Source organism: Maribacter sp. 6B07 (assembly GCF_002700155.1).
GTDB classification, from domain to species: domain Bacteria; phylum Bacteroidota; class Bacteroidia; order Flavobacteriales; family Flavobacteriaceae; genus Maribacter; species Maribacter dokdonensis.
Genome location: NZ_PDUT01000003.1, coordinates 25,281 through 51,814, shown reverse-complemented (window position 1 = coordinate 51,814; position 26,534 = coordinate 25,281). Strand labels below are relative to the sequence as shown.

The following is a 26,534-nucleotide window of genomic DNA, read 5'->3' as shown; positions in this document are numbered from 1 at the left end:
CTATTTAGCAATTGATTGCGATTCTTCGTAATCTATTTTGATGTTGGTTAAGTAAACTATAAAGAATTAAACTTAACCATTAATATGAAGTCTATTTACACTTCTAACATCATCTCCCCCAAATGCTGTTTTGAAAAAACTGTATTTCCAATATATGGAATACAACATCTCTTTACATCTTTTTCAAGGGTCAACAATCTGTCCAAATCAATGGCGGATAGTGATGCTGTTTATAAGGTAAACCATAATTCTTTTCTAGGGATGGATATTCCGTTGACCAACGGCAGCTCCAACACTCAAAATATGGCTAAAAATTTTTACGTGTTCAAGCACGGTACTCTTCTAACAAATAATAAAAATTTATAATGGAAAGATCAACTTTCATAAAACCGACATTTTTTTTATTTGTCATGTGGTTCTTTATAGGATCAATAGATGGCTTGGCACAAACTTTTTCGGTTTCAGACGCAAGTGCAAATGAGGGGTCTAACATGACCTTTACGGTTACTTCCAGTAGCTTTATAATAGGAAACCGAATATTTGATATTACATATGGTGACGTAGCAGATACTGCACTACCTTTAGATTATTCCGGTCCAAATTCAGTAACCCTGGGTTTTTTTGGTACCACCTCAACTTTTACCGTTGCCGCTTTAAACGATGATTGGGTAGAAACAACCCAGCAAGAATTTACACTTACGCTAAGTGATCCCTCTGGCTCATACTCTTTTTCCGATGATACGGGTACCGGTACCATTATAGATACTGATGTAGCCTATGTAACCGGTGGAAACTATGATATCACGGAAGGTGGAGAAATACAATATGTTCTTCGATTATCAAACGGCACTAATACCAGCGGTCAACAATACGTAGGTATTGAAGATGATTATACTGTTGATTTTTCTGTAGAGGCCAATGCAAGTTCAACGAGTCCTGCTAGTGATGGTAGTGATTTCAACGCATTCACCACTACGGCTACTTTTCCTGCAGGTTCTATTGCAGGTTCTGAAATAATTATACCCATACCAACCATAGACAACGCTATAGTAGAACCTTCTGAAGAGTTCAACGGTGTAAAATCTAGAAATGCAGCGGAGACTACCAAATATGGCTCTAGTCCTTCAAGGGTTAGCATAAATACAGAACGCTCTGCACTTCGCATTCATGATAATGATACCGCTACCATAAATTTAAGTAATACTACAGAATTAGAATCTGTTGGTAATGCCAGAATTAGTTTTACATTAAATGGCGAAGTTCAAGATAATTTCAGAATTAACTATGCTACATCAGATAATACGGCAACACAACCTTCTGATTATGATGAAACTACCGGCTTTCTTAATTTTAATGGGTCTAATAATCAAAGTTTTAATAGAAATTTTAAAATTAACGATGATACCGTAATTGAATCCACAGAATATTTCACGGTAATACCTTCTTATTCCCCGGATGCCAACACCATGACCAACTATGTTCCCCAAAACATAGTTTTTGTAACCGGTGAAGGTGAAATTACAATTACAGATGATGACTTGGATACTGATTTTGATGGCGTAAATGACTTAGTGGATGAAGATGATGATAATGACGGTATTACGGATATTAACGAAGGTAACGGTGATGCCGATGGCGACTCCATTATTGACAGCTTAGATAATGATTCTGACAATGACGGTTGTCCCGATGCTGTAGAGGCTGGACATACAGATCCTGACGGCGATGGTTATTTAGGTAACGGTCCTCTAACCGTAAGCAACGGTACAGTAGACCCTTCTACAGGGCGTGTTTTAGCACAAGGTGGCTATACAGGTACGGATAGTAAGGTTACCACAGCGTTCCAAACCGTTAGTATAACATTACAGCCAAACGATAGAGTTGCCAACCTTGGCGACACTATTACCTATACAACAGGTGTTAACGGAACCGGACTTACCTATCAATGGGAAGTTAGTACGGACAATGGTACCACTTGGAACCCTATTTCGGATAGCGGTATTTATTCGGGTTCCACGACTACCACATTGACCTTGACAAATATCACAAGCTCTGAAAGTGGAAATCAATATAGATTTAGCGCGTATGATAGTGAAAATCTATGTACTCCTTATACCTACTCTAATGCCGCAGACCTTTTTATAAGACCTGTTGTTACCATTGCAGACGCGAGTGATGCAGAAGGTAATGATCTGGATTTCTCCGTTAGCTTATCTCATGCGGTAAATGAAGTAGTGACGTTTGACCTTACGTATACAGATATTACTACAATAGCATCGGACTATACTGCCCTGTCAGGTTTTTCAGTACCTAGTAATACATTGAATACAAATATCCTTATTCCGGCCATAGATGATAATATCATTGAAAGTGATGAAACTTTTACCTTGGGCATGACCAATGGCTCAACCAATGTAGGCGATATTACCGATACTGCGTTGGGAACCATTACTAATATAAATGCCCCTGCTGCGGGTGAAGGTGTTTCCATAGCTGATTTTTCCGCTGATGAAAATGTGGGTACCGTTAATTTTATATTGACCTACACCGGACCTACAGTACAAGATTCCTTTACCGTAGACTATGCCATTACAGATATTAGTACAACTCATGGCTCAGATTATAATGTAAACCTTACTGGTCAGGTTACTTTTCCTGCCGGTACTTCTGATGGTAACACCCAATCACTTTTAGTAGCAATTACAGATGATACCGTAATTGAAGGTGATGAAAGTCTTAGTATTCAAATATCAAATATCTCAAACAGTCTTTTGAATATTATCAAGGCAGATGCTACTGGTACAATCATAGATAATGATACTACCCCAACGACAGGACTATCTATTGCAGACGTAGATTTCAACGAGGCAACTGCATCGGCAAACTTTGTAGTTACCTATAATGGTGGTAACGTTAAAACTGGCTTTACAGCAGATTATACCATTAGCAATGGGTCTGCTATAGAAGGAGATGATTATACCGCTACATTAACAGGTCAGGTTTCTTTTCCAAACAACACTACGGACGGTGCAACTCAACTTGTAAATGTTACCATAATAAATGACCTCATCATTGAAGGTGACGAGAATTTAAATATTGAACTATCAAATCCTTCTACCAATCTTATCAACCTAGTGGACCCAAATGCGATCGGTACCATTATAGATAATGATTCTAAAACACCTACCACAGGTTTAACGGTTGCTGACATCAATGTTGATGAGGATGATGGCACTGCTAGTTTTGTGGTTACTTATAATGGTAGTGAACTGCAAAATTCTTTTACTGTAGATTACGCTATAACGGATGGTTCAGCTATAGCTGGTACAGATTTTAGTGGAAACCCTACATTAACAGGTCAATTGACATTCCCGGCAGGGACCAATGACGGTGATTCACAAAATGTGAGTATCAACATCAATGACGATACCATCATTGAATCTGATGAAACCATCAATTTTCAATTAACGAATTTATCTACTAGCCTTATTAATTTAGTAGATGCAAATGCTATTGGTACTATTACCGATAATGATTTAAAAACGGCAACCACAGGTTTAAGTGCATCTGACTTTTCGGTTAACGAATCCGCAGGAAGTACTAACTTCATCATCACTTATAACGGAAATACCGTACAAGATTCCTTTACCGTAGATTACAATATTACGGACGGTACTGCTTCAGACGGAAAAGATTATACCACAACACTTGCTTCAGGACAGTTAACTTTCCCAGCCGGTACATCTAATAACTATCAACAGTCAATTGAAGTTACCATACTGGAAGATGCATTCATAGAAGCAACGGAAGATTTGAACATTCAACTTTCTAATCTGTCCACTACTTTAATTAACATCGTAGATCCAACAGGTACGGGCGCTATTACCGATAATGACAATACCGCTACTAAAGGAATTGATTTTCAGAATTTAACGGTTACCGTTACAGAAGGTGATACTGGTGATAATGTAAATGCGACATTCGTCGTTGAATTCATTGGTGATGTGGACACTGGCGAAACTATTGAAGTAGATTATTTTGTAACTAACGGTAGTGCGGCAAATGCCACAGATTTTACTCCTCATGCTACCATACAAACCTTAACATTTACCAGTACAACAAAAACACAAAATATAGTTGTGCCCATAATTAGCGATGATACCATTGAGAACGAAGAGGATTTCTTTGTTGATCTTGTTGCCATACGTTCAAATGTTGGTGTCAACTTATTAAACAACCAAGCTAGAGGAGTTATACTTGATGACGACGGAGGTTCTGTTGCTGTAGCTGGTTTTAGTATCGTTGAACAGACCAACGGTATCAATTTTGATGTTACGTATACCGGAGACAGATTAAACGGTGGGTTTACCCTGGCATATTCTATTACCGATATTAGCACAACTTCTGGTGTTGACTATACTTTAACCACAGATCCACAAACAACTGGAACCTTAACTTTTACCGGTGTAAATAACGAAGTACGTTCAGTTCAAATCAATGTTGTTGGTGATGATTTCATTGAAAACAATGAAGATTTGAGAATTACGATTTCTAATCCATCTTCATCCAAAATCAGTATATCCAATGCGGATGCAATTGGTACGATAACCAATGATGATACGGGTACAGTGGCTGCTACAGGTTTTTCTGTAGACGAATTCAATGTAACCGCCAATTTTGAAGTTACGTATACCGGAAAACCAATAAATGGAGGTTTTACAGCATCATATGAAATTACGGACAATACCACCACATATGGTAGTGACTATACCGCTTCGGCAACAGGTACCCTTAACTTTACCGGTACTTCAGATGAAGTACTACAAGTTCCTGTGGATATTATTCAAGATGCTATAATTGAAGGTGATGAGACCTTGAGATTGACAATAATCTCAATTTCCCCAAGTTTAATTACAGCTTCTAATCCTACAGCTATTGGTACTATTAGGGATATTAATCATTTACCAAGTGCAGTAGATGATTCTTTTGTTGTATTCCAAAACCAAGCTTCCGCAAATATTACGGTGCTTGATAATGATGATTATGGGTTTGACGGACCTGCAGCCGTAAACCCTCTACAAGTGGTAAACAACCCTATTAATGGTACGGTAACGCTTAGGGACAATGGTACACCTGGTGACGCTACAGATGATTATTTTGAATACCAACCTAGTCCATCTTTTAACGGAAACGATTCTTTTAGATATAAAATAGTAGATTCTAACGGATCTGAAGATGAAGCTGTTGTTAACATATTTGTAAACGACACCAACCTTAAAAAAGATTTTGAAATTCGCTATTCCGGAAGTATCAACGGAGACTTTACCATGATCGCCAACAATGTACTTTCAAGAAATGCAACAGGCAATTACAATGGAGAAGATGGTAACCATGATTTCAACAACAACGTTTTTGTAGATATAGACTCAGACCCAACAACGTTCAACTCTACCAATGCGAACTTAGCAAACCCAGAGCCTTCGTTGAGCTGTTTAAATATTAAAAAGGCTTATCTATATTGGGCTGCCGCAGATAAAGAATACGATGGTACTACTGGTGGTGGTGCTACAGAACCTTCTTGGAATTACAACCAGGTTAAATTAATGCTACCAGGCCAATCTTCATATACAACAGTTTCTGCAGATGAGGTAATTTATAGAGGTCGTGATGATCATTTTCAAAACGACCCATATGTATGTATAAAGGATATTACCGATGACATCAATGCTCTTTCTACACCTTTTGGAACCTATCAAGTAGGTAATGTAAAGGCTACTGAAATGGATTTACGTTCTCACGGTATTGCAAATGTGACCGGAACCTCTGGTGGATGGCAAATTGTATTCGTTTATGAAAACGTATCATTAGACCCTAAAAACATTACCCTTTATGATGGTTATGTGCACACCTTTGCATCTAATGGTGCGGGTGAAACAGAATTTAACTTTAGTGGCTTTGAAACCATACCTAACGGTAATATCAATGCCAATGTAATGTTAGGTGCATTAGAAGGTGACCGTGATCTTTCAGGTGACCAATTATTAATATTTGATACTTCTAATAACTGGTCAAAATTATCGACTACGTTAAGAGATGAAGATAACTTCTTTAACAGTCGTATTACCATTGACGGTCTGAATTACGTGGACAGAAATGCCGCTAGTACCAATACCTTAGGTTTTGATGCTACCGTATTTCCATTAGCCAATACGGCCAATAGATATATTGATAACGATCAAACTTTTGCCCGATTTAAAATTACTACAGATCAAGAGTCTTACGGTCTATATTTAATGGGATTAAGTGTAGATGTTTACAAACCAAGTCTAGGGGCCTTAAGTCTGAATACAAATACCAGTGGTCCTTTTAATGCTGGTGATATTGTACCCTTGACTTTAAACGTTACCAATATTGGTAATGACGATATTCAAGATCTTGTTATTACCACGGTTCTTCCTGCTGAAGCAGATTTCTCCGGATTAGGAACTTTACCTTCAGGAATTACCCATTCTTATGACCCGTCTACTAAAACATTGACCTTTACGGCTCAAAATGGTACTACCAATATGGGTGATAATTATGATATTGATTTCGATATTGAAATTATAGAAGCATGTTACTTTTTGGAAACCGCCTGTGTTGCTAGTTTTGAATTACAAGCAACGGCTACGTATAGTGGAGTAATTAGTGGTGACCCTATTACCACTAACAGTTCATCTTCTACAGATTCTTGTGGTATAGGTACACATACCCCAACAATTATAGATGTACAACAACCCCCACAGGTAAATTGGTCAACGGCTCCTAATGCATTGGACAGAACTATTGCCTGTGATAATATTGCAGCACTTAACAATGCCAATTCTTTGGTACCTGCAACGGCTTCTTGTGATTTTACTTTGAATAAAACAGCAGGTAGTTTTGTACAATCTGGAGCTTGTCCTACTGAAGGTACGTATACCAATACTTGGACATTTACAGATGCTTGTGGTAGAGTAAGTGAAACTTTTACCCAGGTTATCACTATTGAAGATAATGAGGCGCCTACTTTTAATGAAACTTTACCACAAGATTCTTATGCTGCTCATGACAATATACCTACAGCACCTATACTTTCTGCCAATGACAATTGTGACTCCAACTCTACAGTGACATTCAACGAAACATATGATGGCGATAACACAAGTACAAATTACACGATTATTAGAACTTGGACAACTAACGATTGTGCAGGTAATAGCACAAGCCATACACAATACATTTACGTTAGTGAAAATGGTGATCCTATAGGTCTTAGTATTAACGACGTTACCGTTAATGAAGATGCTGGTACGGCTGTTCTTGAAATTACACATACCGGTACTGTTTCTGGTGGATTCACGGTAAACTATACTACCGCAGATGATACCGCGGTTGAATCTGAAGACTATGTTTCTGCATCGAATACCGTTTCTTTTGCCGGTACCAATAACGAAACAAGATCGGTTACCATTACAATTAATGATGATACAATTATAGAAACTACCGAGCAGTTCTTTGTTCAACTTACAAATGGTACAAATACACCTACCATTAATGATAATGAGGGTATTGTAAGTATCACCGATAATGATAATGTACCTGGTAGTACAGGTGTTTCTTTTGCCAATGATAATGTTATTGTTACAGAAGGTACTAACACTTTTGCGAGATTCACAGCTACTTTTACAGGTAGTATTACTCCTGGAGAAACAGTTACCGTTGATTACGCAACAGGTAACGACACCGCTATTGAACCAGGTGATTACACGTCTTCTACAGGTACAATTTCATTCAACAGTACTACAAATTCAGTTAATATAGACGTACCGATCATAGACGATAGCATAATTGAACCGTCGGAAGATTTCACTATAACATTATCCAATATTCAATCTAATATTAATGTTGGGTTCTTAGATGAACAGCCAACTAATTCTGCTATTGGTACCATTAACGACAACGATAATATACCGGGCACTACGGGTATTTCATTTGAAAACGACAATATTACCGTAGATGAAGCTGCAGGTACTGCTACCATTAATGTTCTATTAACAGGTAATGTTCAAGGCGGATTTACCTTAGACTTTACAACCAATGATAATACGGCCACCCAACCTGGTGATTATATTACTAACTCGGGGCAATTGACCTTTACCGGTACAGATGGTGAAACCCAGTCCATAACCGTTACCATTAATGATGACTCACTTATAGAGGTAACTGAAAGTCTATTTGTAGACCTTTCAAACCTTTCAACTTCATTAATTGCTATAAATGACAACCAGGGAGTTATCAATATTACCGATAATGATGGTGGCGCCGGTACGGGTATTTCATTCCAAAATGATGATATCACTGTTAATGAAGCTGATGGTACAGCTACAATAAATGTACTGTTAACAGGTAATGTTCAAGGCGGATTTACTATAGACTATACTACTAATGATGACTCTGCCTATCAACCAGGGGATTATACTACTAGTTCAGGTCAATTGACCTTTGCCGGTACTAACGGTGAACTACAACCAATTACAGTTGCTATTATTGACGACAATATTATTGAGACTACAGAAAGATTGTTTGTAGACTTATCTAACTTATCTACAACCTTAATTGCCATTAATGACAGTCAAGGGAATATAAATATTACCGATAATGACAACATACCTGGAACTACCGGTATTTCATTTGAAAATGACGATATTACCGTAGATGAAGATGCTGGTACAGCCACTATAAACGTTCTATTGACAGGTAATGTTCAAGGCGGATTTACGGTAGACTATACCACCAACAATGATTCTGCCATTGAACCTGGTGATTATACCTCAACTTCTGGTCAATTAGCTTTTACCGGCACCAACGGAGAAATTCACCCTGTAACGGTCAACATCATAGATGACAACATCATTGAAGCTACTGAAAGACTGTTCGTAGACCTATCTAACCTATCTACAACCTTAATTGCTATCAATGACAGCCAGGGGAATATCAATATTACCGATAATGACAACAATCCTGGAACCACGGGTATCTCATTTCAAAATGATGATATTACTGTAGATGAAGCTGTTGGTACGGTTACCGTAAATGTACTCTTAACCGGTAATGTACAAGGTGGTTTTACATTGGATTATACCACCAGTGACGACTCTGCTGTTCAACCAGGTGATTATATTACAAGTTCAGGTCAATTGACCTTTGTAGGTACTGACGGTGAGCTACAGCCAATTACCGTTACAATTATTGATGATAGTGCCATTGAGACGTTAGAAAGATTATTTGTTAACCTATCTAACCTATCTACTAATTTGATTGCCATCAATGACAATCAAGCAAACATTAATATTACCGACAACGATAATATACCTGGTACTACGGGTATTGCATTTGAAAATGATGATATTACCGTTGATGAAGCTGCAGGTACGGCAACCATAAATGTGCAATTAACAGGTAATGTTCCTGGCGGATTTACGGTAGATTATACAACCAACAACGATACGGCTATACAACCAGGAGATTATTCTCCTATAAACGGTCAATTGACTTTCACCGGTACAGATGGAGAAATTCAGCCAGTTACGGTGACCATAATCGATGACAATATCATAGAGGCTACCGAGAGACTATTTGTTGACCTTTCAAATTTATCGACATCCCTTATTGTTATTAATGACAATCAAGGTAACATCAATATCACCGATAATGATAATATACCGGGAACTACGGGTATCTCTTTCCAAAATGACGATATCACAGTTGATGAAGCCGCTGGCACTGCAACGATCAACGTATTGCTTACCGGTAATGTTCAAGGTGGTTTCACCCTAGATTATACTACGAACAATGATTCTGCAGTACAACCAGGTGACTATACTACCAATGCAGGACAATTAACTTTTGTAGGTACAGATGGTGAATTCCATCCTGTAACAGTAAGCATTATAGATGACAACATCATTGAAGCTACGGAAAGGTTATTTGTAGACCTGTCAAACTTATCTACCACATTGATTGCAATCAATGACAATCAAGGTAATATTAACATTACCGATAATGACCATGTGCCCGGCACCGGAATCTCATTTGAAAATGATAATATTATAGTTGATGAAGCTGCTGGCACAGCAACTATAAATGTATTGTTAACAGGTAATGTTCAAGGCGGATTTACGGTAGATTATACCACTAATGACGACACCGCGGAAGCTCCTGGTGATTACACCTCAACTGCCGGTCAATTAACGTTTGTTGGTACAGATGGCGAAACACAGTCAATTACCGTAAGTATCATAGATGATAATTTAATTGAAGCAACTGAAAGATTGTTGGTTGACCTTCCTAATCTATCCACGACACTTATTACTATCAATGACAATCAAGGTAATATCAGTATTACAGATAATGATAACATACCTGGCACTACTGGTATCGATTTTGAAAACGACAATATTACCGTAGACGAAGCTGCTGGTACTGCAACGATCAATGTTCAATTGACAGGAAATGTACCTGGCGGATTTACTATTGACTATGCCACTGCCGATGGTTCCGCAATTGAACCTGGTGATTATACTAGTAATTCCGGTCAACTTACTTTCGTTGGTACAGATGGCGAATTACAACCTATAACGGTTACTATTATTGATGATAATTTCATTGAAGCTACTGAAACGCTATTAGTCAATTTGTCTAACCTTTCTACTACCTTGATCGGTATAAACGACAATCAAGGTAATATCAATATCACAGATAATGACAATATACCTGGCGTTACAGGTATCTCATTTGAAAATGATGATATTACGGTAGATGAAGCTGCCGGTACTGCTACGATCAATGTATTATTGACGGGTAATGTACAAGGCGGATTTACTTTAGACTATACTACCAACAATGATTCAGCGGTTGAACCTGGAGATTATACTGCTATTGCCGGTCAGTTGACCTTTGCCGGTACAGATGGAGAAACACAGCCAATTACCGTAAGTATCATTGATGATAATTTAATTGAAGCAACTGAAAGATTGTTTATTGACTTGTCTAACCTTTCTACTACACTAATCGCTATAAATGATCACCAAGGCAATATCAATATCACCGATAACGATAATATACCAGGTGTTACAGGTATCTCATTTGAGAATGACAATATTACGGTTGATGAAGCTGCAGGTACTGCAACGATCAATGTTTTATTGACAGGTAACGTTCAAGACGGATTTACTTTAGATTACACAACTAATAATGATTCAGCAGTTGAACCTGGAGATTATACCGCCAATGCTGGTCAGTTGACTTTTACCGGTACAGATGGTGAAGTTCACCCTATAACCGTAAGTATTATTGACGACACACTAATTGAGTTTACGGAAAGTCTATTTGTTGACCTTTCTGATCTATCGACCACATTAATTGCTATTAATGACAATCAAGGTACTATCAACATCACTGATAACGATGCCAATCCTTCTTTATACGGAGTGCAATTCGATATCACTTCTATTGACGTGAACGAGGATGCAGGTACCGTATCCCTTGATGTTGTGCTCAATGCAGATGTTCAAGACGAGTTCACGGTAGAGTATTATACCGTTGATGGGACTACCATAGAAGGTAGCGATTATACAGGTGTTCCTCAAGATACCCAGACATTGACATTCGGTGGGACAAATTCAAATACTCAGACTATTGTTATTCCTATTATAGATGACACCTTAATCGAGTTTACGGAGAACTTCCAGGTAATCCTTGAAGATATTTCTTCCCCTATCGTAGGTATTCTTGCCAATGATACGGCTACGGTAAACATTATTGATAACGATGCCGATTCTTCTTTATACGGAGTACAATTCGATATCACTTCTATTGATGTGAACGAGGATGCAGGTACCGTATCCCTTGATGTCATACTAAATGCAGATGTTCAAGACGAGTTCACGGTTGAATATTATACCGTTGATGGGACTACCATAGAAGGTAGCGATTATACAGGTGTTCCTCAAGATACCCAGACATTGACATTCGGTGGAACAAATTCAAATACTCAGACTATTGTTATTCCTATTATAGATGACACCTTAATCGAGTTTACGGAGAACTTCCAAGTAATCCTTGAAGATATTTCTTCGCCTATCGTAGGTATTCTTGCCAATGATACGGCTACGGTAAACATTATTGATAACGATGCCGATCCTTCTTTATACGGAGTACAATTCGATATCACCTCAATAGATGTGAACGAGGATGCAGGTACCGTATCCCTTGATGTCATACTAAATGCAGATGTTCAAGACGAGTTCACGGTTGAATATTATACCGTTGATGCAACTACCATAGAAGGTAGCGATTATACAGGTGTTCCTCAAGATACCCAGACATTGACATTTGGCGGAACAAATTCAAATACTCAGACTATTGTTATTCCTATTATAGATGACACCTTAATCGAGTTTACGGAGAACTTCCAGGTCATCCTTGAAGATATTTCTTCGCCTATCGTAGGTATTCTTGCCAATGATACGGCTACCGTAAACATTATTGATAACGATGCCGATCCTTCTTTATACGGTGTACAATTCGATACTACTTCGGTTGAGGTAAACGAAGGTGCAGGTACCGTAACCTTAAATGTTGTACTTAATGCTGATGTTCAAGATGAATTTACTGTTGAGTTCAATACGGTAGATGGTTCAGCAGTGGATGCCAACGATTACACAGGTGTACCTCGTAATACCCAAACATTGACATTCGGCGGCACAAACGATAATACTCAAGCTATAGTAATTCCTATTATTGACGATATTATTATTGAAGACCCAGAAACTTTCAATGTCATTCTTGAAAATATATCTAGCCCAATAGTTGGTATATTATCAGATAATATTGCTACGGTGACCATTATAGATAATGATGGTAATGAAGGCTGGCCAACCGATGAGACCATTGAAGCTTGTGATACGATCCCAGATGCATTTGTAATAACTTCTGATAGTACATGTGCCATTACCGTGGATTATGATGAATTAGTGGAAGGTCAAGATGATGAGTGTGCAACGGAATATACCATTACCAGAACATGGACTATTACTGATTGCGTAGGTAATGTTCGTACACATACACAAGTAATTACTATTGAAGATACAGTAGCCCCAACTTTCAATGAAGCGCTACCGTTAGATATGACCGTAGAATGTAATATGGTACCAGATGCATCTATATTGACAGCTACAGATTCTTGTGACCCTAACATTGAAGTGGTTTTTGAAGAAACTATTACCAATGAAGAAAACTGTGCAGTTGGTTATACGGTAACTAGAACTTGGACCGCTACCGATTGTGCCGGTAATTCAACAGAACATACCCAAGTAATTACTATTGAGCCAACTGGTCCTATAATGAGCCAGCCTTATGAAGAAGAAATTACTATTATCTGTGGCGACGAAATTCCAGAAGCACCAGAAATGACCTTTACAGGTGGTTGCGGTAATTTTGAAGTTGTTTTCAATGAAGAAACGCAACAAGCTGATGACTCTGACGATTATATGATCATAAGGTCTTGGAACGTAACGGATTCTTGTGGCAACACTGCTTTATTTGAGCAAATAATTTTCGTATTACAACCTCAATTACAGGAAATTACAATTAACATTTGCATAGAAGAAGAGCCAATTGACCTATTGAATTACCTACCTGCAGATTTTGATCGTAACGGTACGTTTATGATACTTGAAGGTGATGTTGTTCTTGAGGAAAACATTTTTGATCCTATGAACCATGAGCCAGGTGAATATAAAATTGCCTATAGCTCCACAGAGGGTACCTGTAAATATTATGTTGACTTTACAGTAATTGTAGATACTGAATGTGTACCATGTGGTAGAGGTGATATTATCATCTCTAAAGCGGTTACCGCAAATGGCGACGGAGTTAATGATTATTTTGAAATTACGGGTGTTGAGTACTGTGCCTTTAGTTTTGATGTCATCATTTTTAACCGTTGGGGTACAAAAGTTGCAGAGGTCAAAGACTACCAAAATGATTGGGGCGGTGAGTCTCCTAATGGTTCATTCGGTCAATCTGGTATGTTACCAACAGGTACTTATTACTATATAATTACAGCAACCGATATTGAAACAGGTACTATTCTAGAACCGTTCAACGGATATATTTACCTAGGTACCAACTAATATTAAAACACATTAATTACAGTACCTCATCCTAAAAAAGATGAGGTGCTTATTTTTCTTTCCCCCATTAGAATATTAGCCATAAAACACTCTTTATAAGCCCATTATAGCACACATTTCATTTAACCGATAAAATCATCAATTAAACGAAAATGCTGTATAAGAACGAATAATAAGGAGAGTCAACCGTTAATTTTTCTATACATAAGAACAGCGTTTAAATTTGTTTAAATAAGATTAACCTACTTATTCATTAACATATAGCCGTAAAAAGCTAAACCCAAACATAACCATGAAAAAAGCTAATCTCTTTTTAGCCATTTTACTATTTACCGGTGTATTTGTAAGTGCACAGCAGTTACCTCAATTTACACAGTACATGTACAACACCATTTCTGTTAACCCGGCATACGCAGGTAGTAGAGAAACGTTGAACGCTACAATATTACATAGAAACCAATGGGCAGGATTAGAAGGTAACCCACGTACCAGTACCCTATCAGTTCATTCTCCATTAAAAAATGAAAAGATCGGTATTGGCGTATCATACATCAATGACCGTTTAGGTTTTGAAAGCACCAACTATTTTTATGGTGATTTCTCATATACCGTTCCAATAAGTCAGCAAGTAAAAATGCGTTTTGGACTAAAGGGCGGTTTCACAAGTTATAACCTAGAAAATCCTGATCCCAACGATCAATTCTTCAATGCCAACTTCAACAGTATAAACCCTAATTTTGGTGCTGGTTTTTATATTGGCTCAAACAGATGGTATGCCGGTATTTCATCACCAAGAATTTTAAATACAGATTTGAACGAAGGCGAATTTGAAGCTATAGAACGTAATAGCTATTATGCCATTGGTGGTCTGGTTTTTGATCTGTCTGAAACAACTATTTTTAAACCTACCATCATTACAAAATTTACAAATGGTGCCCCGGCAACCTATGATTTTACCATTAACTTTTTGTTCAATGAGAAATTTTGGATAGGTACCTCATATAGAGTGAACGATGCATCTAACTTTGGTGCAATGATGGATTACCAAGTTTCTAGAGATTTTAGAATTGGTTATGCCTATGATCTACCGACATCTTCGGTAAGACCTTATACTGGCGGTACACATGAAATAATTTTGATATTTGAACTTGCCAAAAAGGTATTAGGTCCGGTAAAATCCCCCAGATATTTCTAATAATTTAAAATCGATACGATGAAAAATTATAAAAATTTGGTGCTTTTAACGCTACTATTTCTAGTAGGGCAATTTACCATTGCGCAAATAGCATCGCAAAAAAAAGCTGATTATTACTTTAGTAAATTTTCCTATTCTTTAGCAATACCTGAATATGAAAGAATGGTGGAAACAGATTTTAATGCGGAATATGCACACCAGCAATTAGCTGAATGCTACCTATTAATCCGTGATTATAAAAAATCTATTCCGCATTTTAAGGCTGTAATCAACAATGCCACCCTTCCTACGGATTATTATTTTAAATATGCCATGGCACTTTATGCCAATGGAGATTTGGATGAATCTGAAACTTGGTTGAAAAAATACAAAAAGTACAATAAGAACGATTCTCGTGTAAAACGATTCTTAAAAGATGGTAACCTGGCATCGGTAGTCTTTAACAGTAGACAACGATATGAGGTTGAACCTGTATCCTTTAATTCTACAGATAGTGATTTTGGCGCGTTTCGGTTTTTAGGAAATATCTATTTTGCCTCTTCTAGAAGAGACGTGGTAACCGGTGAAACTTATGGCTGGAACGATGAGCCTTGGTTAGATCTTTTTGCTGTGCAAGAGGACAACCCTATGTCTGAACCTATACGTTTAAAAGGAGATATCAACACAAAATTTCATGAAAGTTCCGTAGCTTTTTCTACAGATTATAAGAACGATACCATCATGTATTTTACCAGAAATAATTTTTATGATAAAAAAGCTGGTTACGGTGTATCAAACGAAATCAACCTAAAAATATATAGCGCCAAATTTGTAGATGGCAAATGGGTAGAAAATAGTAATCTTAGAATGAACAGCGACTACTATTCAACCGGTCACCCATCTGTTAACCAATCTAGGACCCGAATATATTTTGCTTCTGATAGACCTGGCGGTTACGGTGGTACAGATATCTATTACGCAGAAATTCATGAACGTGGAGGTATACAAACGCCGATCAACGCCGGACCCATTGTTAATACGGAAGGAAACGAAATGTTTCCGTTCATAAACGAAGAGGGTAAATTATTCTTTAGTTCAGATGGTCATGTTGGTTTTGGCCAATTAGATGTCTTTTCTACCATATCAAATGAAGATGGTGAAGTTATTGACATTATTAATTTAGGTACTCCTATAAACAGTTCTAGCGATGATTTTGCATACTATGGGCTACCTAACGGTTTAGATGGCTATGTAAGTTCCAACAGAGAAGGCGGCGTTGGTAGTGATGATATTTACAAGTTTAAATTTACCCCTGCCTTAGATGTAGAAGGTTATGTTGTTGATGGTGTCAATAATCAAATGCTGGATAGTGTTACGGTCAAATTATTTGATCAAATTACCAACACGCTGGTGGCGCAGACTACAACAGATGAAAATGGGTACTATAGATTTCCGGTGAACAGAAAAACTACATACATGATCGAGGCGGTGAGAAAAACCCACCCACATAAAAATGTTTTCTTTAACACCTCTTCTACCCCAAAGGCACAAAAGCTTATGAGGCAAGATATTGTTCTTGAGCCTGTATTAGACCTTAAAGTATTGGCGGGACTTAATAAAATATACTTTGATTTCAACAAAAGTGATATTAGACCCGATGCTGCTGCAGAGCTAAATAAGGTAATTAAGGTAATGAACATTACCTACCCAGATATGATCATTAAACTAGAGGCACATACAGATCCGGTTGGTAGTCATGCCTACAATGATGATCTTTCTGAAAGAAGGGCAAAATCTACCTACGAATATTTAATTGAGAACGGTGTTTCTAAAGATAGAATCGTTTCATACAAAGGGTTTGGCAAGCGAGTACCTATCAACCATTGTACAAGTAAACAAGACTGTTCTGCAGAGGAACTGGAACTAAATAGAAGAACAGAATTCCCTATTTTACAGATTAAAAAAGGCATAGTTGCCTCAAAATAAGTATATAAAGTTATCACCAAATAACGACCAACCATAAAAAAAGTCCTTTACAATTTTGTAAAGGACTTTTGCTTTTATAATAAGTAGCTACCTATTCTAAAATACCGTCTACGATACCGTATTTAATAGACTCCTCTGCATTCATCCAATAGTCTCTATCAAAATCTTTTAAGACTTTATCAAAGTCTTGACCACAGTTATCCGCCAAAATCTGGGCACTTAACTCTTTGGTCTTAATAATTTCCCTTGCCTGAATTTCAATATTGGAAGCTTGCCCTCTTGCACCACCACTTGGCTGGTGAATCATTACTTGTGCGTGTGGCTGAATAAACCTTCTACCCTTTTTACCAACAGACAATAATATAGACCCCATAGAGGCTGCCAGACCGCTACAAATAGTAGAAACAGGACTCTTTAATGACTTTATAGTGTCATACATTGCAAAACCAGAAGTTACATAACCACCAGGACTATTAATATATAATTGAATTTCTTTATTGTTCTGCATATCCAAGTATAACAACCTATCAATTACATGTTTTGCAGAATCGTCATCAACCATACCCCATAAGAAGACTTTTCTTTCCTCCAGCAATTTCTCATCTATGGCTTCCTGAATTTTTCCTTTTTTAGAACTCATATTTTAAGTTTATTTATCTCTAACAAAATTAATGAATTAAATCATAAACAGAAGAGGCAATCCTTCTCCTAATTAACGTCCAATTCTTTTCAACTTATATTACAATTACTCTTTTGGTGCCGTACTCTCTTCTACTTCCACCGTTTTTTCCACTACCTTCTTAATAGGGATAACCACTTTGCCGGTTTTTGTCTTTAATACCATTGCTATATTATCTATACCAACCACTGTACCTTGCAAATCGCCTATTTTAACCTTATCTCCTACTGCATAAATTTTTCTAGAATAAAAGGTTCTTAAAAGATCACCAACTATTTCTCTAGATCCTAAACCTAAGGCCAAAGAGATCGCCAACAAAAAAGCTCCCAGAACAATAGTAAAGTTATTGGTTATGATCTGTGTGTCTATACCTGCTTGGTTTAACGCTGTTATACTTACAAAAATTATAATGAGGTAGAACAAAACATTTCCAAGAATTTTTCCACCACCTAGACCAATAGAATCAAAAACCTTAATAATGGTCTCTTTGATCGTTTTGGCCAAGAACAATCCTATCATGAAAATGACCATAGCAGACAACAAAATAGGCAGGTAACGTAGTAAATTGGCAATTTCTGTAGAAATAATGGTCAAGCCCATAATATCTGAGGCCACAATTATAAACACCAACCAAAGCAGCACTTTTACAAAGGTTACAATGATTTTAGATAGATCTATCTTAATATCGGCATCACCAAAAAGTTTAGCATCATTAATTTTTTCAGAAATACTGCTCAACTTAATGACCTTAAATATCTTTCTTAATACCAAGGTGGTAATTTTTATTATGATCCACCCAAATACAATTACTATAAAGGCCCCGAAAATACCTGGTAACGCTGCCGCTATATCTTTAAAAATATTACTTAAAGATTCAAATGTTAGGTCTTTCCACTTATCTACTGTTTCCATATCTGGTCTACTACTATTATTTCTGGTTAGGTTTTGAATTCGTTTTTAACATGCCCTCAATAATAGAGGCAAAATTACCCGTAAATAGATTGGTCAATTCCATCACCAATTTAGCCGCAGCGACATCATCCATAACTTTTTTACGTAGTTCTGGTGGAACATCTTTAAGATCCCCTTGTAAATTTTTAAATGGATTATTGTCCTGTTCTAACATTAAGGTAGGGTTTTATACATTTCCGTTACTTTCGCTTTTGCCCTTTTGAGCCTCATTTTTATCGCACTCGGTTTTAAATCTAAGATATTTTCCAATTCTTTTATTGATGCTCCATCTTGATATTTCAATAATAATAGAGATTTATCTTCCGGCGCAATTAGTTCCAAAGCCTTTTTTAGCTTATCTACCTGCATTTGCAATAGTAAATCATCGGTTACATCAACAGGTATATCTTCTTGAGTATCATATTTTATTGAGTTATCATTTATTTTTCTTTCCTTATTTCTGTTCACGTAATTGACACAAAAATTATAAGTGAAAGAGTAGAGCCAAGTAGAGAATTTTGAATTTCCCTTGAACGAACCCAACTTAACAAATAACATTAAAAAAATATCTTGGGTTAAATCTTCAGCTTCTTTGTTAGACTTTGAAAATCCTAAACACTTATTATAGACCAATTGAGAGTACCGATCATATAATTCTCCAAATAATAAAGAATCATTATTGGCAACAATTCTCTCGATCAACTCATTATCGGTAAGTTTTTCATGTGCGCCTTTAGAAACCGTTTTATTTCCAAACTGGTTTCCAATGATTATAAAACAAAGCTTCTTAAGAAAAGTCACCCTAATAATTATGTTTACAAAAAAATAAAAGTAGGTTAAAGATACTGTAATTGATATATTTACTTGAAAATCTACAGAAAATGAAAAAATTAATTCTTCTTTCCATTCTTGTTTCAAGCGTATTTACAGGATGTAAAACCGACCAAAAAAAAACTAAAGTTGTCGTTGCCGAAGATAAGGAATTGACCGTTCTTGAAAAAATAGCCAATGCCAACGGTTTTGAAAACTGGAAAGATGTAGAGCTTATAAAATTTACTTTTAATGTAGATCGTGAAGATGAACACTTTGAACGTACTTGGTTATGGGAAACCGGTTCTAACGATGTAACCATGATGACAAGACAAGACACCATCTCTTACAACAGAAAATCTGTAGACAGTACCATGACGGCCACCGATGGCGGATTTGTAAATGATAAGTTTTGGCTATTGGCACCATATCAATTGGTATGGGATCAAAAAAGTTTCACCCACAAGCACACAGAAAATGTAGAAGCACCGATCAGCAAAGCTACCATGCATAAATTAACCACAGTTTATAATAATGAAGGTGGCTACACACCTGGCGATGCCTACGACTATTATTTTGGAGATGATTATATTATTAAAGAATGGGTATACAGAAAGGAAAACCAGTCTGAACCTAACATGGTAACCACTTGGGAAGACTATAAAAACCTAAACGGATTACACATAAGCATGATGCACAAAAGACCGGATACTGATTTCTCACTTTATTTTTCCGGGGTAGAGGTGAAATAATATGGTACAAAGTTTGATACGTTTCAATCTTAACAACTAATCCATGAAACCATCATTCTTTCTTTTTTTTCTACTTTCATTTATTGGATTTTCACAACAGACTATAGATGCTGTAATAGTAGATAGTGCCGACAATGTTCCTCTTGAATTTGTCGGTGTCTATAATTCTAAAGATCATACTATTTCCAATGAAGATGGTCGGTTTCAATTTTCATCATTATTAGATTCCATTATAATTTACAGGGTTGGTTATGATAAATTAAGTACTACTTTTCAAAAAGTAAAGGATACCATTCTCCTCAACAAAAGTGTATTGGAGCTTAATGAAGTTACGGTTACGAATGAAAAAACCCTATGGCAAAAAGTTGGGGATTCTATTAGATCTAATTACCCTATTTATCCCTATAAAGAGAAATTTCTGTTGAGAGGTGTTTTAAGATATAATGGTGAAATTACCAGAATTCAAGACTTGCAAGGTAAACTGGAAAGAAGAACACTTTTATACACTAAAGAGATTGACCCAGATAAGAAAGACTTTAAGGTAGAGTTGACCAATATGCGTAAAGTTGGATTAGTGAAAGATGAAAATGAAGTATACTTCATTTTTGAAACCTTTTACCAATTGTTCATGAATTTCACCCCTATGAACGCTACTGGAGATGCTTTTGATTTGACCGAAGCTACTTTTAATAATGGCAGTAAGACCAATTTAAGTTTTCAGACCAAACCAGAAATTGAAAATGAAGAAGTAAATGGCCATTATATTATCAACAATAATGACCATGCTATTGAAAGAATTTACATGGCCATTAACAATAAAGACAATCCTTATAAAAAGGATGGCAATATTAGATTTAGAACGGTCTCCGTAGAAAAAGAAATGTCACTGTCCAAATCTTCAATTACAAACAAATATTACATAGCCACTGCAAAATATGATGTAAAGGTAGAGGTGACAGATGATAAAAATTCCTACACCTCTTTTTATGATGTATCTTTTATATTGACTACATCTGACCATGAGGGCGACTTTCCCGTTAAAAAAAATGTAAGCACCTCTAAAGATCTATTCAAAATAAAATACCCGTACGATCAGCGTTATTGGAATGCTCAAAATCAATTATTGCTAACAGAAGAAATGTTGAATTTTATTGACAAAGTACAAGATCCCAATAATGAATTTAAAGTAAGAAGCAATATCAAAAACTGATCTAAGCTTTCTTTTTCTTTAATAAAAATGTAAATAATAGAATCAGGAATCCACAAGCCAAAAGTACCACGAAGCTTCTGGTCAAACTATAATTCTCTGCTAGAAAACCTAAAATTGGTGGGGCACACAAAAAGCCGGCATATCCTGAACCTGCAATAAAGGCAATGCCTTTAGAAGAATCTATTCCTTTTACATTCCCCCCTATTCTAAAAACTTCAGGTACCATGACAGAAAATCCCAGTCCGTTTAACGCAAAACCAATAATACTTAAATAAGTATCTGTTGTCAATACTAAAAAGTATCCTGCAATTGCTAAAATTGCTCCCACGGCAACTATCTTGACCGACCCAATTTTATCACTGATCCCATCCCCTAAAAACCTTCCTAAGGTCATGGTGATTTGAAACCCTAAAAATCCCAATCCCCATAAAGTTTCGGGCGCTAACGCAATTTCCTTTAAATATAGTCCGCTCCAATCTACGATAGCACCTTCACTACCCATGGCCAAAAAAGAAATAAGACCTAATAGCATTAACGGTTTTAGCAAACCAAAACTAAAGGGTTCATTTTCTATTTCTTCGGCTACTTCCGTAAAATATTGTTTCCTAAATTTAAAATTGACCACCAAAACGAGTAACACGGCAATGAACATGTGTAGTACGGGATTTGACAACGGACCAATTAAAAAACTACCCAAACCCGCCAAAACTCCACCTAGACTAAAAAAGCCATGAGATGCCGCCATAAACTTTACCTTGTCTTTTTTCTCTATTTCCGTTACCAACGTATTCATAGAAATATCCGTGATACCATTAGAAGCCCCAAAAAGAAACAAGGCAGCCATTAACATATAATAACTAGGTGCCAGTAGTGGCAGCATGGCAGCAACACAACTCGCCAACACCCCGTAAAATGTGCTTTTACCAACCCCTACCCTATTGATAATACCTGAGGCAAACGGAAAAACCGTGAATACACCTAATGCCAAAAAGAAAATAGCTATACCCAGCTCAGACTTACTAATATGCAAAGTCTCTTTGACCGTGGGTATATAAATGGCCCATGTTCCAAATAGTATGTTGATACTTGCAAATACCCATGACGGACCAAAATAACGTGCTTTCCCTAAAATTAATCGTAATGACTTCACTTGGTTGTCAGTTGTTAGTTATTGGTTACTTCGGCTACGCTCAGCACAGGTGTTCGTTGTTGGCTGTTGGTTGTTGGCTGTTGGTTGTTGGTTGTTGGTTGTTGGTTGAAATTTTATAAAATACTTCTCTCCTTTCTCTTCTCTTTATTCTATTTTCTCTTTTCTAAATTCTATTATAACCTAATTCGCCAGCACACCCGCTTTTAATATCTGCCCAAAACGGTACATATCTTCAAACGTAGAATAGAAAGGAGCCGGTGCCAAACGGATTACATTGGGCTCTCGCCAATCTGTCACCACCCCATTTTCCATCAAATAATTGAACAACGCCTTGCCCTGTCCATGTAAGAACACAGAAAGCTGACAGCCTCTATCTGCCGGAGTTATGATTTCAAAAGTGCTATCTACCTCTTTATCTATTTCTTGTAGAATAAACTCTAAATAGGAAACAATTAATTTTCTCTTTTCAATCAATCTTTGCATACCAACTTCTTCAAACATGGTCAATGAAGCCAAATAAGGCGCAACCGATAGCACAGGTACATTGCTTATTTGCCAAGCATCGGCATTTTCCATAGGTTCAAACTCTGGCTTCATTAAAAAACGGGTTTCCTTTTTGGTTCCCCACCATCCTTCAAAACGCTGAATATTTTTTTTGTTCAGGTGCTTTTTATTCACGAAAATTCCAGAAGCATTTCCTGGTCCGCTATTCATATATTTATAACTACACCATGATGCAAAATCGGCATCCCATTCATGCAGTTTCAATTCTACATTACCAACGGCATGTGCTAGATCCCAACCCACATTGGCACCAACTGCTTTTCCTGCTTTGGTAATAACTTCCATATCCATTACTTGACCATTGTAATAATTTACTCCGCCAATTAAAACAAGTGCCAGTTCATCTCCCAACTCTTCAATTTTTGCCAGTATATCTTCTGTTCTCCAGTGATGCTCCCCTTCTCTCTTTTTAATCTCTACAATAGTTTCATCCGGGTCTAGCCCATGAAAACGGACTTGACTTTGAAACATGTATTGATCACTTGGAAATGCTTTTTCTTCACAAAGAATCTTAAATCTCTTTTGAGTGGGGTTGTAAAAAGAGACCATCAATAAATGAAGATTAACCGTAAGCGTATTCATTACCGATATTTCTTCAGGCAACGCCCCCACTACTTTTGCCAAGGGCTCAGCTAGGCGCTCATGATAGTCCCACCAAGGTTTTTCTGCATAAAAATGACCTTCAACGGCAAGTTCCGCCCAATCTTTCATGACCTCATCTACAAACGATTTGGTTCTTTTTGGCTGTAATCCTAGAGAATTACCGGTAAAATAGATGACCTCCTTCCCATTAATTTTAGGAAAAATAAATTCATCTCTATATGTACTTAAGTCGTCTTGTGCGTCTAATGATTGTGCAAACTGCAACGTATTTTTAAACTCCATAGCTAATTTTGTATAAAGGTAAACATAAGCCTATAATATTATAAGCTCCATGCAATAATAGCATTTTAAGATTCTGTTCTTAATCGCATTTCGATCATGTGTCTTTTAAACCCTTTTTTTTCATAGGCTTTAATAGCAGGTTCATTTTCCTCATATACATGCAACCTTATTTCCGTAAGCCCAATATTCATGGCCCAATGCTGTAAGGCTTCCACAATTTTACCGTTAATTCCCCTGCCCCTATATTCCGGATCGGTATACATAAAACCCAAATAAGCATAGGTCTCATGATCCAAGTAAGGTCTTGCCTGTTTTTCTAATGCATAACCCGTTGCCACAATTTTATCTCCGTCACAAGCAACCATAAGGGTAGCTCTTGGGTTTTCTATCAATTCATCTAAATCATAGTATTGCACATCATTATTTCTAATAGTTGGATCCATTGGGCGTTCTGCCTTGACCACTTCTTGCTCATATTGCAATAGTACAGGCACATCATTTTTTAGGGCTTCCCTAATGGTAATTTCATTGTTCATGGTTATGCTAATTTGAGTCCATTAAAATAAGGCTTAAAACCCTATTTTTGCAAAAAGAAACGCATGCATTTTTTATCGCCACTTTTAGAAAATTACTTAGCGGACCATTCACAGCCAGAACCTAAGTTGTTACAAGAACTTACCCGAGAAACGCATTTAAAAGTTATACAGCCCCGTATGTTAACGGGGCATTTTCAAGGTCGTGTTTTAAGTTTACTTTCTAAATTGATACATCCTGCCAACATTCTAGAAATTGGCACGTATACCGGTTATTCCGCTTTATGCCTTGCGGAAGGATTACAGAAAAACGGACAATTACATACTATTGATGTCAATGCAGAACTAGAACAAATTCAGCGTACTTTTTTTGATCGAAGTGATTATGGTAATCAGATCATACAACATGTAGGTAATGCTTTGGACATTATCCCTAAAATGGATATCACCTTTGACCTTATTTTTATTGATGCGGAGAAAAAGCAATACGATAAGTATTTAGATGTTGTACTACCCAAAACCAAATCTGGCTCTGTGATACTTTCAGACAATGTATTGTGGTCAGGTAAAGTGGTTGAGCCTTTGAACCCAAAAGATGTGACCACAAAAGTATTGTTGGACTATAATAAAAAACTAAGTGGTCATCCACAATTAGAGACGGTATTGCTGCCTATACGTGACGGACTGACCCTAAGTAGGGTAAAATAAGCAGACCGTATAATTTATAGAACAACCAGGCGGAGCATATACCTACCAAAGCACCTACCATTAAATCTATAGGAAAGTGCACCCCAACATACACCCTACTCATAGCAAATAGTATGGGCCAGATATAAAATAAATACACCCATTTAAATTCTCGCCTTAAAAAAAGAACGGTCAACGTTATTATAGAAAAGGAAGATGAGGCATGGCCCGAAAAAAAGCTGAACCCGGACGGACTCCGTAATATACGGATCAACGTATTTAGCTCTTCGTCATTATTAGGTCTTAAGCGGGCTACCACATGCTTTGTCAGGTCAGTGACCGTAGCCACAAAAGCTGCCATAATCAATATGGTCAAAATCATTGTTATAGCTTCTTTCTTTGGGAATTTTATAAAGAAAAGTGTAATGATCAATGCAAAGAGAGGAATCCAAGGTGGAAATTTGGTAACGGTAGACCAAAAAGCATCGTACTGTTCTATACCTAGACTGTTAAGATAGACAAAGGCATCTCGATCCCATTGTAAGATCTTATCTAGCATAAGCGCTTATTTTCTCTTGATCGTACCGGTTACTTCATTGATATTTTTAGTGACGTCAGTTATTTGCTTTTTAACGTCAGTACCTAAACCGGAACTAATATCTTGTTTCATGTCATCAATATCCTTTTTAATATCGGTCACAAAACTTGTATCTATACCTTGTTTGTCGGCACTTTTTTGAATTTCTTGTTTAATATCCTCGGTAGCATCTTTAAGCTGGCGCATACCTTTGCCCAAGCCCTTGGCAATACCAGGAATTTTGTCGGCACCAAAAACCATCACTACGATAAACATAATGAAGAAAATTTCCGCGCCACTAATAAATAATGAATACATAGCAATCATACTACAAATATAAACAAGTTTAGTATCGAAATT

General features: G+C 36.9%; 16 protein-coding genes. 7 read left to right on the top strand and 9 right to left on the bottom strand.

Features of this window, described 5'->3' with window-relative positions:
* Positions 1 to 84: 84 nt before the first annotated feature.
* From CSC80_RS19340 to CSC80_RS12800, 4 genes are all read left to right on the top strand, one after another.
* Complete coding sequence (locus tag CSC80_RS19340; RefSeq protein ID WP_143751752.1) at positions 85 to 366, top strand: hypothetical protein; 282 nt, start codon at positions 85 to 87, stop codon at positions 364 to 366.
* On the top strand, positions 366 to 14,216 hold the full coding sequence (locus tag CSC80_RS12810) for a Calx-beta domain-containing protein (RefSeq protein ID WP_099192367.1): 13,851 nt from the start codon (positions 366 to 368) through the stop codon (positions 14,214 to 14,216). Before CSC80_RS19340 ends, CSC80_RS12810 begins: the two co-directional genes overlap by 1 nt.
* Before the next feature lie 292 nt (positions 14,217 to 14,508).
* On the top strand, positions 14,509 to 15,411 hold the full coding sequence (locus tag CSC80_RS12805) for a type IX secretion system membrane protein PorP/SprF (RefSeq protein ID WP_099192365.1): 903 nt from the start codon (positions 14,509 to 14,511) through the stop codon (positions 15,409 to 15,411).
* 18 nt (positions 15,412 to 15,429) lie between these two features.
* Positions 15,430 to 17,376: an OmpA family protein gene (locus CSC80_RS12800; protein ID WP_074669796.1), complete on the top strand. Its 1,947-nt coding sequence runs from the start codon at positions 15,430 to 15,432 to the stop codon at positions 17,374 to 17,376.
* Between the two features lie 91 nt (positions 17,377 to 17,467).
* Here the strand turns inward: CSC80_RS12800 and CSC80_RS12795 are convergent, their stop codons facing one another.
* The 4 genes from CSC80_RS12795 to CSC80_RS12780 form a co-directional block, all read right to left on the bottom strand.
* Complete coding sequence (locus tag CSC80_RS12795; protein ID WP_058105935.1) at positions 17,468 to 18,016, bottom strand: ATP-dependent Clp protease proteolytic subunit; 549 nt, start codon at positions 18,014 to 18,016, stop codon at positions 17,468 to 17,470.
* A gap of 105 nt (positions 18,017 to 18,121) precedes the next feature.
* Complete coding sequence (locus CSC80_RS12790; protein ID WP_071340100.1) at positions 18,122 to 18,967, bottom strand: mechanosensitive ion channel domain-containing protein; 846 nt, start codon at positions 18,965 to 18,967, stop codon at positions 18,122 to 18,124.
* Positions 18,968 to 18,983: 16 nt separating this feature from the next.
* A complete protein-coding gene (locus tag CSC80_RS12785; protein ID WP_058105933.1) occupies positions 18,984 to 19,181 on the bottom strand; it encodes a hypothetical protein in 198 nt (65 codons plus the stop codon).
* Positions 19,181 to 19,807, bottom strand: a complete 627-nt coding sequence (locus CSC80_RS12780; protein WP_082643028.1) for a sigma-70 family RNA polymerase sigma factor — start codon at positions 19,805 to 19,807, stop codon at positions 19,181 to 19,183. The genes CSC80_RS12785 and CSC80_RS12780 overlap by 1 nt, the downstream gene beginning before the upstream one ends.
* An 80-nt stretch (positions 19,808 to 19,887) precedes the next feature.
* Between CSC80_RS12780 and CSC80_RS12775 the strand changes: the two genes are divergently transcribed.
* Entirely contained in the window at positions 19,888 to 20,568 is a 681-nt protein-coding gene (locus CSC80_RS12775; RefSeq protein ID WP_099192363.1) for a hypothetical protein, read from the top strand.
* A 43-nt stretch (positions 20,569 to 20,611) separates the two neighbouring features.
* The gene (locus tag CSC80_RS12770) at positions 20,612 to 21,778 is read left to right on the top strand and encodes a hypothetical protein (protein WP_099192361.1); all 1,167 of its coding nucleotides are present in this window, start codon (positions 20,612 to 20,614) and stop codon (positions 21,776 to 21,778) included.
* A gap of 1 nt (position 21,779) precedes the next feature.
* Here the strand turns inward: CSC80_RS12770 and CSC80_RS12765 are convergent, their stop codons facing one another.
* From CSC80_RS12765 to CSC80_RS12755, 3 genes are all read right to left on the bottom strand, one after another.
* Positions 21,780 to 22,928, bottom strand: a complete 1,149-nt coding sequence (locus tag CSC80_RS12765; RefSeq protein WP_099192359.1) for an MFS transporter — start codon at positions 22,926 to 22,928, stop codon at positions 21,780 to 21,782.
* 180 nt (positions 22,929 to 23,108) lie between these two features.
* Positions 23,109 to 24,377, bottom strand: coding sequence for a kynureninase (gene kynU / locus CSC80_RS12760; RefSeq protein WP_099192358.1), 1,269 nt, complete (start codon positions 24,375 to 24,377; stop codon positions 23,109 to 23,111).
* 65 nt (positions 24,378 to 24,442) lie between these two features.
* Entirely contained in the window at positions 24,443 to 24,913 is a 471-nt protein-coding gene (locus CSC80_RS12755; protein WP_099192356.1) for a GNAT family N-acetyltransferase, read from the bottom strand.
* Positions 24,914 to 24,976: 63 nt separating this feature from the next.
* Between CSC80_RS12755 and CSC80_RS12750 the strand changes: the two genes are divergently transcribed.
* Positions 24,977 to 25,618, top strand: a complete 642-nt coding sequence (locus CSC80_RS12750) for an O-methyltransferase (RefSeq protein ID WP_099192354.1) — start codon at positions 24,977 to 24,979, stop codon at positions 25,616 to 25,618.
* Here the strand turns inward: CSC80_RS12750 and CSC80_RS12745 are convergent.
* A complete protein-coding gene (locus tag CSC80_RS12745; protein WP_099192352.1) occupies positions 25,581 to 26,156 on the bottom strand; it encodes a phosphatase PAP2 family protein in 576 nt (191 codons plus the stop codon). The genes CSC80_RS12750 and CSC80_RS12745 overlap by 38 nt on opposite strands.
* A 6-nt stretch (positions 26,157 to 26,162) precedes the next feature.
* Positions 26,163 to 26,492: a twin-arginine translocase TatA/TatE family subunit gene (locus CSC80_RS12740; RefSeq protein ID WP_232231303.1), complete on the bottom strand. Its 330-nt coding sequence runs from the start codon at positions 26,490 to 26,492 to the stop codon at positions 26,163 to 26,165.
* Positions 26,493 to 26,534 lie beyond the last annotated feature (42 nt).